General features: G+C 70.6%; 14 protein-coding genes. 7 read left to right on the forward strand and 7 right to left on the reverse strand.

Features of this window, described 5'->3' with window-relative positions:
- Window positions 1-33: 33 nt before the first annotated feature.
- Both G4D86_RS33155 and G4D86_RS33160 read right to left on the reverse strand, forming a co-directional pair.
- Entirely contained in the window at window positions 34-501 is a 468-nt protein-coding gene (locus tag G4D86_RS33155) for a GNAT family N-acetyltransferase (protein WP_163998093.1), read from the reverse strand.
- A complete protein-coding gene (locus tag G4D86_RS33160; protein WP_163998094.1) occupies window positions 413-1,492 on the reverse strand; it encodes a D-alanine--D-alanine ligase family protein in 1,080 nt (359 codons plus the stop codon). Before G4D86_RS33160 ends, G4D86_RS33155 begins: the two co-directional genes overlap by 89 nt.
- 148 nt (window positions 1,493-1,640) lie before the next feature.
- On the opposite strand from G4D86_RS33160, the gene G4D86_RS33165 reads away from it, so the two are divergent.
- From G4D86_RS33165 to G4D86_RS53180, 3 genes are read left to right on the forward strand one after another with little or no spacing between them, the layout of a single operon-like run.
- Complete coding sequence (locus G4D86_RS33165; protein ID WP_163998095.1) at window positions 1,641-2,936, forward strand: HD domain-containing protein; 1,296 nt, start codon at window positions 1,641-1,643, stop codon at window positions 2,934-2,936.
- On the forward strand, window positions 2,933-4,459 hold the full coding sequence (locus tag G4D86_RS33170; RefSeq protein ID WP_163998096.1) for an MBL fold metallo-hydrolase: 1,527 nt from the start codon (window positions 2,933-2,935) through the stop codon (window positions 4,457-4,459). The genes G4D86_RS33165 and G4D86_RS33170 overlap by 4 nt, the downstream gene beginning before the upstream one ends.
- 35 nt (window positions 4,460-4,494) lie before the next feature.
- A complete protein-coding gene (locus tag G4D86_RS53180) occupies window positions 4,495-5,505 on the forward strand; it encodes a hypothetical protein (protein ID WP_240360607.1) in 1,011 nt (336 codons plus the stop codon).
- Between the two features lie 22 nt (window positions 5,506-5,527).
- Here the strand turns inward: G4D86_RS53180 and G4D86_RS33180 are convergent, their stop codons facing one another.
- The 3 genes from G4D86_RS33180 to G4D86_RS33190 all read right to left on the reverse strand — a co-directional run bounded on the left by G4D86_RS33180 (window position 5,528) and on the right by G4D86_RS33190 (window position 8,632).
- Entirely contained in the window at window positions 5,528-6,304 is a 777-nt protein-coding gene (locus G4D86_RS33180; RefSeq protein WP_163998097.1) for a GlsB/YeaQ/YmgE family stress response membrane protein, read from the reverse strand.
- Between the two features lie 38 nt (window positions 6,305-6,342).
- Window positions 6,343-8,193 carry a cytochrome c/FTR1 family iron permease gene (locus G4D86_RS33185; RefSeq protein ID WP_163998098.1) on the reverse strand — a complete coding sequence of 617 codons (1,851 nt, stop codon included), beginning with the start codon at window positions 8,191-8,193 and terminating at the stop codon, window positions 6,343-6,345.
- Between the two features lie 67 nt (window positions 8,194-8,260).
- Window positions 8,261-8,632 (reverse strand): hypothetical protein, encoded by a 372-nt coding sequence (locus G4D86_RS33190; RefSeq protein ID WP_163998099.1) that lies wholly within the window; start codon window positions 8,630-8,632, stop codon window positions 8,261-8,263.
- A 121-nt stretch (window positions 8,633-8,753) separates the two neighbouring features.
- Between G4D86_RS33190 and G4D86_RS33195 the strand changes: the two genes are divergently transcribed.
- Window positions 8,754-9,095, forward strand: coding sequence for a hypothetical protein (locus G4D86_RS33195; RefSeq protein WP_163998100.1), 342 nt, complete (start codon window positions 8,754-8,756; stop codon window positions 9,093-9,095).
- Between the two features lie 12 nt (window positions 9,096-9,107).
- On the opposite strand, the gene G4D86_RS33200 is transcribed toward G4D86_RS33195, so the two are convergent.
- Both G4D86_RS33200 and G4D86_RS33205 read right to left on the reverse strand, forming a co-directional pair.
- Window positions 9,108-9,587, reverse strand: coding sequence for a dihydrofolate reductase (locus G4D86_RS33200; protein ID WP_163998101.1), 480 nt, complete (start codon window positions 9,585-9,587; stop codon window positions 9,108-9,110).
- Entirely contained in the window at window positions 9,584-10,378 is a 795-nt protein-coding gene (locus tag G4D86_RS33205; protein ID WP_163998102.1) for a thymidylate synthase, read from the reverse strand. The genes G4D86_RS33200 and G4D86_RS33205 overlap by 4 nt, the downstream gene beginning before the upstream one ends.
- A 101-nt stretch (window positions 10,379-10,479) precedes the next feature.
- On the opposite strand from G4D86_RS33205, the gene G4D86_RS33210 reads away from it, so the two are divergent.
- Genes G4D86_RS33210 through G4D86_RS33220 form a run of 3 tightly spaced genes read left to right on the forward strand, consistent with a single transcriptional unit; the run spans window position 10,480 to window position 13,017 of the window.
- The gene (locus tag G4D86_RS33210; protein ID WP_163998103.1) at window positions 10,480-11,043 is read left to right on the forward strand and encodes a cob(I)yrinic acid a,c-diamide adenosyltransferase; all 564 of its coding nucleotides are present in this window, start codon (window positions 10,480-10,482) and stop codon (window positions 11,041-11,043) included.
- A gap of 10 nt (window positions 11,044-11,053) precedes the next feature.
- A complete protein-coding gene (gene queG / locus G4D86_RS33215) occupies window positions 11,054-12,073 on the forward strand; it encodes a tRNA epoxyqueuosine(34) reductase QueG (RefSeq protein ID WP_163998104.1) in 1,020 nt (339 codons plus the stop codon).
- Window positions 12,046-13,017 carry a DMT family transporter gene (locus G4D86_RS33220; protein WP_163998105.1) on the forward strand — a complete coding sequence of 324 codons (972 nt, stop codon included), beginning with the start codon at window positions 12,046-12,048 and terminating at the stop codon, window positions 13,015-13,017. Before queG ends, G4D86_RS33220 begins: the two co-directional genes overlap by 28 nt.
- The last annotated feature ends 4 nt before the right edge of the window (window positions 13,018-13,021 follow it).

Raw genomic sequence — 13,021 nt, forward strand, 5'->3', positions numbered from 1 at the left:
GTCTTCAACCGCCCCGCGCCGCGTCCCGCGGGACTACATCCGCTTGGTGAGGATGATGAGGTCGTCCCCCACCTTGTAGAAGTCGCGGATGCGCGCTTCCTCGCCGTACTTCATGGAGGCGTAGAAGCCGCGGGTGGGGCCGTAGGCCTCCGTGGCGCTCGTCTCCACGCGGATGAGCCGGCCGTTGCGGCGGCGGATGTCGCCCTCCATGGCCGACACCAGCGCGGCGCCCACGCCCTGGCCCCGCACCTCGGGCGCGGAGGCAATCCAGTACAGGTCGTAGGTGTCCTCCGTCATCGGCGTGGGGCCGTAACAGACGTAGCCCACCAGCTGCCCGCCCCGGTCCGCGACGACGATGGAGTAGTCCGTGTTGCCCGGCGTGAGCGCGATGCCGACCAGCTCGATGGCGACCTCAACCTCCTGCGGCGAGAAGGTTTCGATCTTTCGAATCAGCCCGGCGAGGGGCTCCTTGTCCTTTGCGACGAGTGGCCGGATATCCATGTGCTCTCTCGAGAGCGACCTCCACGAGCCGGGTGGCCAGGGCTGGGTAGTCCATGCCCGCGGCCTTGGCGGCCTTGGCGAACCCTGCGCCCGGATGAAGGTCACAGTTGGGGTTGATGTCGATGACGTAGGGCACGCCCTCCGGGGAAACCCGGAGATCGACCCGTCCATAGTCCTGACAGTCCAGTGCTGCAAAGGCTTCTAGCGCCACTTGCACGCAACGCGCCTCCAGCGTCACGTCCACCTGGCAGGGCCCGCTGGTCGTGTCGCGGTACTCGTCCGACTCCGGCTCCCACTTGGCGGTGTAGGAGACGATGTTCGGCCGCTCCTCGAAGGTACGGCCGAAGTGAATCTCCGTCAGCGGCAGTGGCTGGCGCGGCTGGTTGCCCAGCAGCGGCACGTAGATTTCGCGCCCGGGAATGAACTGCTCCACGAGGGCCGGCTGATGGAAGGTGCGGAGCACCGCGTCACAGGCGCGCACCAGCGCGGCGCGCTCATGGACGACGGAGTCGGCCGTCACGCCCACGCTGGCGTCTTCGCGCGCGGGCTTGACGATGAGGGGCCAGGGCAGGTCCACCGCCAGCGCGTCCTCCAGCTTGTTCACCACGCGGAAGGGCGGGGTGGGCACGCCGCGCGCGCTCAGCACCTCCTTGGCCTTCGGCTTGTGGAGCGCCAGCCCGAGCGACAGGGCGGACGAGCCGGTGTACGCCAGCCCCAGCGCGTCGAGCAGGCAGGGGACGGCCATCTCTCCGCGGCTGTCCGCCGCGAGCGACTCGCAGAGGTTGACGACGAGGTCCGGCTGGCGCCGGCGCAGCGTGTCCACGAAGTCCAGCCGGTCGCCTTCGATGGCGAGCGGCTCGGCAAGGGTGTCCCCGCGGGAGAGGGCCTCGGCCAGGGCCGAGGCGACGCGCACGACATCCTCGCGGGCCTCCCGTCCGGGGTCGTCCTCGAGGAGGTCGTGGTCGCGGTTGTGCAGCAGAATGATGTGCATTCGGAGGTGGGCGAAGGGTTAGCACGTCCCCCGGATTGATCCCAGTCCGTGGATGACGGTTGGCTACCTCCTGGGCTACCTCCCGGAGAGGTATGAAGTACGGTTGGCTACCTCCCGGAGAGGTATCCAGGAGTATGGAAAGAGAACCATGCGTATCCGCGACCCCATCCACGGCACCATTCCGGTGAGCGACCCGGAGAAGGCCGTCATTGATAGCCGGCACTACCAGCGGCTGCGCTACGTGCGCCAGTTGGGCTTCGGAGACCTCGCCTTCCCGGGTGCCACGCACACCCGTCATGTCCACTCCCTGGGCGCCATGCACGTGGCCTCGCGCGTGTTCGGCGCGGTGGCCGCGCGCTCGTCGCTGCCGGACGAGGTGCGGGAGCGCTTCTGTGCGGCCGTCCGGCTGGCGGTGCTCTGCCACGACCTGGGGCACATGCCCCTGTCGCACGCCTCGGAGCGCATCGCCCCGAAGCGCTCGCTCTTGCGCCTGCCCTCCTGGCTGGACTCCGCGGCGGAGGGCGAGCAGGCCACCCACGAGGACTACACGGCGAAGATCCTGCTCGACAGCTCGTTGACGCCCATCATCGAGCGGCACTTCGGCTCGTTGGGCATCACCCCCATGGCGTCCGTGGCGCTGATTTCCGGCGCGAAGCCGCCGAAGGACCCGGGCTTCACGCACGCGGGCGTGGACTGGACGCCGCTCTTGCGGGCCATCGTCTCGGGGGAGCTGGACGCGGACCGGATGGACTACCTGCTGCGGGATTCCTTCTACACGGGGGTCAACTACGGTCGCTACGACATGGACTGGATCATCGGGAACCTCAACCCGGCGGTGAAGGACGGGCGGGCGTACCTCGCGCTGAGCCGCGCGGCGGCGTTCGCCTTCGAGGACTTCCTGCTCAGTCGCTACCACATGTTCGTGTCGGTCTACCTGCACCACACCTCGGTGAACTTCGACTACATGCTGCGGCGCTACTACGAGGAGTCGCCCGGCGAGTTCGAGATTCCGTCGGACCCGGAGGACTTCCTCCTCTGCGACGACGCGGCGCTCTGGTACACGCTGCGCCGCTCGAAGAATCGCTGGGCCGAGCGCATCAGCCGGCGGCAGGGCTTCAAGCTGCTGGCCCAGTTCACCGAGCGCGACACCGGCTACGATTTGGACGTCCTGCGCAGCGCGCTGGTGACGCACAACTTCGAGCACTACGTCGTCGAGTCGATGAACGTCCTCAGCAAGTACGCCTCGGGCGCGGGGGGCAAGGGACCGAGCCTGTTCATCATCGACGCTTCCACCGGGCGGCTGACGGAAGTGGCGCGCTACACCCCCCTGTATCAGCGCTACAGTGGCGCGGTGCGCCTCAGCCGGCTGTACGTGCGGCCGGACCAGGCGGAGAAGGCACACGAGCTGATGGGCCGGCTCCTCGGCCAGACGGTGCAACCATGAGTGAGCGTCTCCCCGGTCTGGGCCTCGGCCTGGACACCAGTCACACCCCCGTCGAGCCCCGCCCGTCCTCGGTGGCGGTGCTCTACCGGCGCGCGGGCGCGGGCGTGGAGGTGTACTGGGTGAAGCGTGGAAAGGCGCTCGCCTTCGCGGGCGGCTTCTACGCCTTCCCGGGCGGAAAGCTGGACGCCGCGGACGCCGAGGTGCCCGTGCGGGGCGCGACGGGCGAGGAGGCCGCGCTGCGCTCGGCCGCCGCGCGCGAGCTGTTCGAGGAGGCCGGTGTGTTGGTTGCCGAGGGCGCGGAGGCGCTCTCCCCGGAGCGGTTGAAGGAGCTGCGCAAGGCGCTGTTGGCGGGGGAGCGGGGCTGGGGCGACATCCTGAAGGCAGAGAAGCTGGAGCTGCGCGCGGACGACTTCCGCGCCGCGGGCCGGTGGGTGACGCCGCCGTCCCTGCCGGTGCGCTTCGACACGCGCTTCTACCTGGTGGAGGCGCCGGAGCATGCGCGCGCGGAGTGGTGGCCCGGAGAGCTGGCCGAGGGCGCGTGGGTGACGCCGGCGGACGCGCTGGCGCGCTGGGGAGACGGCACGGCGCTGCTGCACCCGCCCGCGCTGCATGCCTTCCAGGTGCTCGGTGGCTTCGCGGACGAGGGGGAGGCGCGGGCGCGGATGACGACGCCGCCGTTCTGCCCGGGCTACGTCGCCCAGCGCATCGAGTTCCAGCAGGGCGTGCGCGTCATGGCGCTGGAGACGCCCACGCTGCCGCCGGCCGCGCACACGAATGCGTACGTGCTGGGCAACGGTGAGCTGCTGGTGGTGGACCCGGGCGCGTCGGATGTGAAGCAGTACGCGAAGCTGCTGTCGCTCCTGTCCGGGCTGAAGGCGGAGGGCCTCAAGGTGGCGGCGGTGGTGCTCACCCACCACCATGGGGACCACGTTGGCGGGGCGCGCGCGGTGAAGGAGCGGCTGGGCGTGCCGCTGTGGTGCCATGCGCTCACCGCGGACCGGCTGGACTTCCCGGTGGAGCGGCTGCTGGAGGATGGCGAGGTGCTGGAGTTGGCCGGCGATGTGCCGCAGCGCTGGCGCGTGTTGCATACGCCCGGCCATGCGCGGGGCCACATCTGCCTGGTGGACGAGCGCAGCCGCGCGGCGGTGGTGGGGGACATGGTGGCGGGCGTGGGCAGCATCGTCATCGACCCGCCCGAGGGCAACATGCGCGAGTACCTGGCGCAGCTCGCGCGGCTGCGGGACTGGCCGGTGACGACGCTGTACCCCGCGCACGGCCCGCCGATGCCGGACGGGCCCGCGAAGCTGCAGGAGTACCTGAACCACCGCGCCCTGCGTGAGTCGCTCATCCTCCAGGCGGTGACGCCGGAGGGCACCACGCTGGCGCAGGTGGTGTCCACGGCCTACGCGGACACGCCGCCGCTGTTGCACCCGGTAGCCGAGCGCAGCGCGCTGGCCACGCTGGAGAAGCTGATGGAAGAGGGCCGCGTGCGCGAGGAGTCGCTCCAGTACTTCCGCGTGTAGTCGCAACGGGCGCCTTTTCCAGGGCAGGATGGCGCATGCTCGTCACCGAGAATGCGCTCCGGAGGTTCATCGCCGCCCTGCGAAGGGGCGCCACGTTGCGGGAGCCGTCGCCCGCCGTGCGGGACTTCGCCGAGCGCGCCCGCACCCTCGACCCGCGCACCCTGGTTCGTGAAGGCACGGCGCTGCTCGAGAAGGAAGAGGACCTCGCCGTCGCGCGCGTGGTGCTGCGCACGCTCCAGGGCGTGATGGGGGACATCGAGGAGCACGGCAAGTACAGCGAGTTCGCCGGCGAGGCGCGATTCGTGCGGAGCGCTGTCCCCACCTGGGAGAAGCGGGTGGGCGACGCCGAGGACGACGACGTGCTGCTCGCCGACGACCTCGAGTCGTCGCTGGTGGTCGTGGTTCCGTCGGCCGACATCCTGCCCGCGGAGGTGAAGGCCTGGAAGGTGCTCGACAAGAGCCGCCGCCTCGCCACGGCACTGACGGCCCTCGTGAAGAAGCCCGTCACGCCGTGGTTCGCGGAGCTGGCCGCCGCGTACATCGGGCGCGAGGTGACGCACATCGCGAAGAGCCCGCGGGGCGAGTCCTGGCAGTCGAAGCTCGACGACGTGCCGGTGCTGCTCGGCCTGCTGCCCCGGCTGGGCATGCCGCCGATCTTCTCCCCGCGCGTGCTGCGTGCCGCGAATCTGGTGGTGCTCTGTCACCGGCATGCCCCCACGCGTGAGGCGCTGGCCGCGCTGGGCGGTCTCGAGGCCTCCGCCTCCGACACGGAGCGCGCCAACCGCATCAAGCTGGGGGCCGCCGTCAGGGCGGGGGTCCGCGCCGCGAACGAGCGACGGGCGGCGAAGACGCCGCGTCGGGCCGCGAAGACGCCGCGACAGGCCGCGAAGACGCCACGGGCCGCGAAGACGCCACGGGCCGCGAAGACGCCACGGGCCGCGAAGACGCCACGGGCCGCGAAGGCGCCTCGGGCCGCGAAGACTCCACGGGCCGCGAAGACGCCACGGGCCGCGAAGACGCCACGACGGCGGACGACGGACGGCTGAGGCGTCGGGGCCAAGGGCCGCGTCAGAAGCGGCCCATCAACCCGAGCCGGGGCCCGTGCTCCGTCATGCCCGCGAGGGGTACCACCCGGACCTGGGACTGGCGGGAGACGGGGGGCGGAGGCGCGGCGAGCGCGGAGGCCTGGGACAATTCGTAGCCCACGGTGGCGCCCGCAATCGGCATCACCAGCAGCGCGAGCGAGAGCGCGTCACTGTCGCCCGTGTCCAGCACCAGCGTGCCCAGCAGCGCGCCGCCCCAGCCCACGAGGCTGCCGCCCGCGGTGGCGAGGAACTGGCCCTTGCCGCCCATGAGTCGGCCGCCCACCCACGTGCCCGCGGGGATGCCAATCAACACGCCGGTGAAGCCACCCACGAGCGACACGACGCGACAGTCGTCGCAGCCCACCGTGGGCAGCGCCAGGAGATAGCCCGCCACCAGCCCCACCGTGCCCGCCACGATTCCGCCGGCGGTGCCTCCCACCAACTCCACCGCCACCCGGGGCACGGGGTCCTCTGCGCGCGCGGCGGCGCGCCCGGGTCGGGCGGGCTCGCTCACGGTGGTGGGGGGCACTTCCCCTCGGCCCGACGGCTCGCGGGTGTCCGCGTCCTCGGGAGGCAGCTCCTGGCGGGACGGCCGGTCCGACGTCCCCGGCGGAGGGACGGGGATGAGCGGTGGCGGGGTCAGCTCGCTGGCGGGGGCCTCGGCCGGCTCCTCCGCGGGCGTCTCCTGTCCCCAGGCGGCACCGCTGCCCGCGAGGACGAGGACGGACAGCCATGTGGAGAGCGTGCGCGGAGGCTTCACCGGGGCGACGCTACCGCAAGGCAGGGCCGGCCGTCGCGTCAGCTCGCGGAGACCTCGGGCACGCGCTGAGCGCGGCCCCGGCGGCGCAGCAGCACCCAGACGATGGGGGCCGCGGCCAGCACTACCTGCGGGACGAGCGACACCGCGTCCGGGTAGATGCCCAGCAGGTCCACGGTGATGAAGCGCAGCGGCACCAGCGGCAGCGCGCCCACCTCCTGCAGCGAGTGCAGGCCCTTGCCCAGCAGCATGACGGCGGTGACGACGAGCACGACGGTGGACGCGTTGAAGAGCGTCTTCATGGGCAGCCGGTAGCCCATGCGGTTGACGAAGAGGACCAGCACGAGGATGGCCAGCACACCGAGCAGCGCGCCCCAGGCCACGCCCGCCGGAGAGTCCAGCGCGAGCCCCTGGAGGAAGATGGCCGTCTCGAAGCTCTCGCGCAGCACGGCGGTGAAGGAGATGAAGAACAGTCCCGCCATGCTGCCGCGCCCCAGCGCACCCTGCATCTTCTGGCGCAGCTCGCCCATGAACTGGCTCATGTTGGAGCGCGCGTTGAGCCACAGCGCGGCGTACACCAGCATGCCCACCGCCAGCAGCGCGGCCAGGCCCTCCATCCACTCGCGCTGCGCGCCGGCCAGCAGGTGGCGGCCCAGCACGTAGGAGATGGCGCCGACGACGAGCGCGGAAATCCACCCGGCCTGCACCACGCGGATGTGCTCGGTGGCCTTCATCTTCTTCAGCGCCGCCAGCAGCGCGGCGACGATGATGGTGGCCTCGAAGCCCTCGCGCAGCATGATGAGCAGCGTCAGCCACATCGTGGACAGCAGGTCCGCCGCGCTGCCCGTGCTGCGGCGCGCCTGGTCCAGCACGGAGATGAGCTCGCGTCCCTCGTCCTGCAGGTGGGGGCTGCCGCTCTCCGCCGCCAGCCGTGCCTGGAGGAAGGCCTTCTCCATGCGCAACACCAGCTCCGGGTCTCTCGAGCGCAGCTTGGGCTCCACCGGCTCCACTCCGTTGAGGTACGCGTCCAGCAGGGCCGCCTTCGCGGCGGCGGCGTTGCCGGCGGCGCCCTGGCGCATGGCCTCTTCGATGCCCGCGCGCGCGAGCAGCAGCGAGCGCTCCTCGTCCGCGTCCGGCAGCTTGCGGCGCAGGCACGCGAGGTGCTGCTGGCCGTACTCCTTCACCAGGTCGTCATCGGTGGAGTTGGCCAGGCGCTCCAGCGAGGCGCTCGGCGGAGTGCCCTCGCACGGGGGCTGGCGCAGGGTGAAGACGAAGAAGGCCAGCGACCAGCGCTCCTCCTCGGAGAGGGTGGGGTAGGACGGCATCGCCGTGCCCGGCACGCCGAAGCTGGTGGTGTTGAAGGCCTTGTAGGGGGTGAGGCCGCCCATCACCTCTGCGTCCTGGAACTTCGCGGGGGCGGGCTCCATGTTCGCGGCGATGGACACGTCCGAGTGGCCGTCGCCGCCGTGGCACGCCGCGCAGTTGGTCTTGTAGAGCGCCTCGCCGCGCTTCAGGTCCGGCAGACGGCGCGGGCTGCGGGCGAGGCCGCCGGCCAGCACGAGGTCCTCCACCAGCGCGCCGCAGTCCCGGCTGACGCCCGGCGCGTCCTGGGCGTGGTCCACTCGCGCCTGGATGGCCTGCACGCGCGGCAGGAAGGCCTCCGCGGCGGGGCCCAGGCCCTTCGCCGCGTCCACCGCCTCCGCCGCGAAGCTCTTCTGCTCCGCCAGCTCGAACTCCGACTGGGACTCGATGGCGTTGGGGTAGTCGGCCTCCAGGTACTGGAGGATGCCGATCAGCCGGTGCCAGGTGCGCTCCTCGGAGGTGCCCTCGGCACGGGCCGACAGGGGCAGCACGAACAGCAGGCACAGCACGGACAGGGCAGCGCGATTCATGGGCCCCGGTCTACCAGCCGAGGGCCCGTATATCAATCTTGAGAATCAATATCAAAATTACGACGCATCAGACGCTCGATAAGGCGGGACGGGTGGGGCCGGTCCACTGCTCCACCTGGAGCGAGTGGATGCGCAGACTGTCCACCTTCCAATCCCCACCCCGGAGCCGGCCGATGGCCAGGGTGCCGATGGCGAGCGCACCGATGGCGAGCGCGCCGACGCTGAGCGCCCCCAGGGTGAGGGCGCCCAGGGCGGTGGCACCCGAGGCGAGCGCGGGGAAGACGCGGGGCCGGGGAAGACCGCGGGCCCGGAGCCGGGAGGCGAGTCGCAGGGAGACGGTGAGCGCGGCGCTGTTGGCGGCGGTGAGCGCGGCGGCGCTGGCCAGGGCCGCGACGCGCCAGGGGAAGTCGGCGGGACGGGTGGTGATGGCGGTCTGCATGCCGTGGAAGTGGGCACGTACCGGCGGGGTGCCAGCAGCCGTCAAGCGGGGCGCCCGCTCGGACGGGCACTCCCTGGGCGGTCAGGATGTCAGCAGCCGGAGAGTAGGGCGTCCATGCCCCATGGACCTGGATGTCCCCGCCCCGAAGCCCGCCGCGCCGCTGAAGATGTACATCCTCATCCGCGAGTCGGTGCCCACCGGGCACGCGGTGCTGGCGGCGGCGCACGCGTCGCTCGCGGCGTACCTCAAGTTCAAGGACACGCCCGAGGTGGCCGAGTGGCTCGCCGGTCCGTTCTACAAGGCCGTGTGCCGGGTGTCGGACGCGGAGTTCGAGCAGGGCCGGGCCTGCGAGGGCCACGTGGTGCTCACCGAGTCCTCCCTGGGCGGGCAGGAGGTGGCCATCGCCTTCAAGCCCCGGCGCGAGTGGCCGAAGGCGTTCCGCTTCTTCCGCCTGTTCAAGTGACGCGGACGCGCCTCAGCGCTCGTACGTGAGGAACGCGTGGGGCAGCTCGGCCTCCGGGTGCTGCTCGTCCTCGACGAGCCGCCAGCCGGACAGGTCCACCTCGGGGAAGTACGTGTCGCCGGGAAACTCGCGGGCGATGCGGGTGAGGTAGAGCCGGTTCCAGCGGTCCATCGTCTGCGCGTAGAGGTCCGCGCCACCGGCGATGAACACCTCGTCGTCGCCGCGTGCCTGGGCCAGCGAGAGCGCCTCGTCCACCGAGTGCGCCACCGTGACGCCCTGGGGCGCGTAGTCCTGCTGCCGGGTGACGACGACGAAGGTGCGGCCCGGGAGCGGGCGGCCGATGGACTCGTACGTCTTGCGACCCATGACCAGGGTGTGGCCCATGGTGAGCTTCTTGAAGCGGGCCAAGTCCGCGGACAGGCGCCACGGGAGCTGGTTGCCGGCGCCGATGACCCGGTTGGAGGCCATGGCGACGATGGCGGACAGTCTCATACGGCCACGGGCGCCTTGATGGCGGGGTGCGGCTCGTAGTCCTCGAGCGTGAAGTCCTCGTACTTGAAGGCGAACAGGTCCTTCACGTCGGGGTTGATGCGCATGCGGGGCAGGGGCTTCGGCTCGCGCGCGAGCTGCGTCTTCGCCTGCTCCACGTGGTTGAGGTACAGGTGCGCGTCGCCCACGGTGTGGATGAACTCGTGCGCCTTCAGGCCCGTCACCTGCGCCACCATCATCGTCAGCAGCGAGTACGAGGCGATGTTGAACGGCAGCCCGAGGAAGATGTCCGCGCTGCGCTGGTAGAGCTGGCAGGACAGCTTCCCGTCGGCCACGTAGAACTGGAAGAGCACGTGGCAGGGCGGCAGCTTCATGGACGGCAGGTCCGCCACGTTCCACGCGCTGACGATGTGCCGGCGCGAGTCGGGGTTCTTCTTCAGCCCCTCCACCAGCCCCTTCATCTGGTCGATGTGTTCACCGTTGGGCGCGGTCCAAGAGCGCCACTGGTGGCCGTAGACGGGGCCGAGGCTGCCGTCCGCGTTGGCCCACTCGTCCCAGATGGTGACGTTGTGCGCCTGGAGCGAGCGCACGTTGGTGTCCCCCGCGAGCATCCACAGCAGCTCGTGGAGGATGGACTTCACGTGCAGCTTCTTCGTCGTGACGAGCGGGAAGCCCTGCGTGAGGTCGAACCGCAGTTGGTGGCCGAAGACGCTGAGCGTGCCCGTGCCGGTTCGGTCGCCCTTCTTCGCCCCATGGGTGAGGACGTGGTCAACGAGGGACAGATATTGCCGCATACGGCCATGTAGGATCGCTTGCGCGGTGGATCAAGTCCTTGACGCCGCGCGCGGCTTCCCGTGGACGGCGCACACGCGGTGCCGTTACAAGCCCGCCAACGATGAAGATCTACACGAAGACGGGTGATGCCGGAGAGACGGGCCTGTTCGGTGGCGGACGCGTCGCGAAGGACGACGAACGCGTGGACGCGTATGGCGAGGTGGACGAGCTGAACGCCACCATCGGCCTGGCGCGCGGCTTCCCGATGCCGGCGGACATGGATGCGCTGCTGCAGCGCCTCCAGGACCAGCTCTTCACGCTGGGCGCGGTGATGGCGACACCCGCGGACACGAAGGCGTCCTCGTACATTCCCGAGCTGAAGGCGGAGTGGGCGGAGGACATGGAGCGCGCCATCGACGGCTTCGAGGCCGAGCTGCCGAAGATGACCCACTTCATCCTCCCTGGGGGCACCCAGGCCGCCGCCGCGCTGCACCTGGCGCGCACCGTGTGCCGCCGCACGGAGCGCCGCACGGTGCCACTGTTGCGCGAGGGAAAGATTCCGCAGGCCGTGGTCGTCTACCTGAACCGGCTCTCCGATTTGCTCTTCGTCATGGCCCGGCTGGCGAACCACCGGGCTGGCGTCCCGGACGTGAAGTGGATACCGGAGAAGAAGAGCACGCCGTAGAAGACGCCCGATGAATCCGCTGCCCACCTCCCAGCTTCGCGAGCTCGCCAGCCTCGTTGGCTTCGACCTGGTGGGCTTCTCGCGCGCGGAGCCGATTCCGCCCACCTTCCTGATGGAGTGGCTGGAGTCCGGCTACGCGGCGGACATGGACTGGATGGGAGAGCGGGCCGCCGAGCGCCTGGACGTGCAGAAGCTGCTCCCGGGCGCGAGGACGGTCATCTCCTTCGCGAACAACTACTGGCGGGACGACGCGCAGTCGGTGGACTCGCCGATTGCCCGCTACGCGCGGGGGCGTGACTACCACTCCACACTGCGCGACAGGATGAAGGCCTTCCGCAAGTCGGTGGTCGCCATGTTCCCTGGCGTGGGCACCTACGGGAGCGTGGACAGTGGCCCGCTGATGGAGAAGGTGTGGGCGGCGCGCGCGGGGCTGGGGTACGTGGGGAAGAACGGCTGCTTCATCACCGAGCCCTATGGCTCGTGGGTGCTGCTGGCCACGCTCATCCTGGACGCGGAGGTAGACGCGTACGGGGAGGGCCCGGCGGCGGACCGCTGTGGTTCATGCCGCCGCTGCCTCATGTCCTGTCCCACGGGAGCGCTGGTGGGCAATGGCCGCGTGGACGCGCGGGCGTGCCTCTCCTACCAGACGATTGAGAACCGTGAGCGCGAGGTGCCCGAGGCGTTCCGGCTCAAGTTCGACAACCTCATCTTCGGCTGCGACATCTGCCAGCAGGTGTGTCCGCTGAATCGCCGTCCGGTGTTCGCGGAACATCCGCGCTTCGCGCCGCGAGCGGTGGCGGAGCTGGGGACGCTGGAGTTGGCGGGGCTCACACCGGAACAGTATGAGCACCTGGTACCCGGTACAGCGCTGGCACGCGCACGGTACGACGGGCTGCGCCGCAACGCGGTGTATGCGCTGGGCGTCGCGAAGCAGGCGGATGCCCGGCACTTGCTCGAAAAGCTCTGCGGCGACACGAGCGAGTTGGTACGTACAGCGGCGCAATGGGCGCTCAGCCAGCTCGACCCCTGACTTCCACCGCTGCCTCCTCGTCGCTGGGCCTGGTGTACGCCGGGATGTGCGTCCAGGTCCTCATCAGCGCGGGCACGTACCTTGCTGGCAAGCGGGCGATGACGGAGTTGCCGCCGCTCACGGTGGTGCTGTGGCGCTTCATCCTGAGCGGCGCGGTGTTCGTGCTGCTGCTGGGGCTGACGCCGGGACCGAAGCTGCCGCCGCGCCATGAGTGGAAGCGGGTGCTGGGACTGGGGCTGCTGGCGGGGCCGGTGAACCAGGCGTTCTTCTTCTATGGCCTGTCGAAGTCCTCGGCGGCGCACGCGGCGCTGTTCTATTCGCTCACGCCTCTGGGCGTGTACCTGCTGAGCCTGGCGCGAGGGCATGAGCGGGCCTCGCTGCGCGCGGTGGGTGGCATCGCCACGGCCTTCGCGGGTGTGGTGGTGCTGCTGCTGGGCCGGGGGCTGGCGGACGCGAGCGGCTCATTGATGGGGGATTTGCTCATCCTCGGCGCGGTGGTGGCGTGGGTGGGGTACACGACGGAGGGCAAGCCCTTCGTGGCGGCGCACGGGACGATTCGCGCGACGGCGTGGAGCATGGTGGCGGCGACGCTGATGATGTTGCTCATGGCGCCGTTCATGGCGAGGCCCGCCGAGGTGATGGCGGCGAGCAACGCGGCGAAGGGCTCCATCGTGTACCTGGGGCTGCTCACGTCGGTGGTGGCGTACCTCATCTGGTACTACGCGCTCTCGAAGGTGCCGGCGTCGAAGGTGGCCATCTTCTCCAACCTCCAGCCCCCGACCACCGCAGTGGCCGCGTGGCTGCTGCTGGGCGAGTCGCTGCACTGGGAGATTGCGGTGGGCGGTGTGCTCGTGCTCGCGGGCGTGCGGTTGACGCAGACGGCGCACGTGCGGCCTCCGCCTTCGGCGCCGGTGCCTCCGGAAGCGGAGCGGCAGGCAGCGTAGCGCT

Source organism: Pyxidicoccus caerfyrddinensis (assembly GCF_010894405.1).
In the GTDB taxonomy this organism is placed as follows: Bacteria; Myxococcota; Myxococcia; order Myxococcales; family Myxococcaceae; genus Myxococcus; species Myxococcus caerfyrddinensis.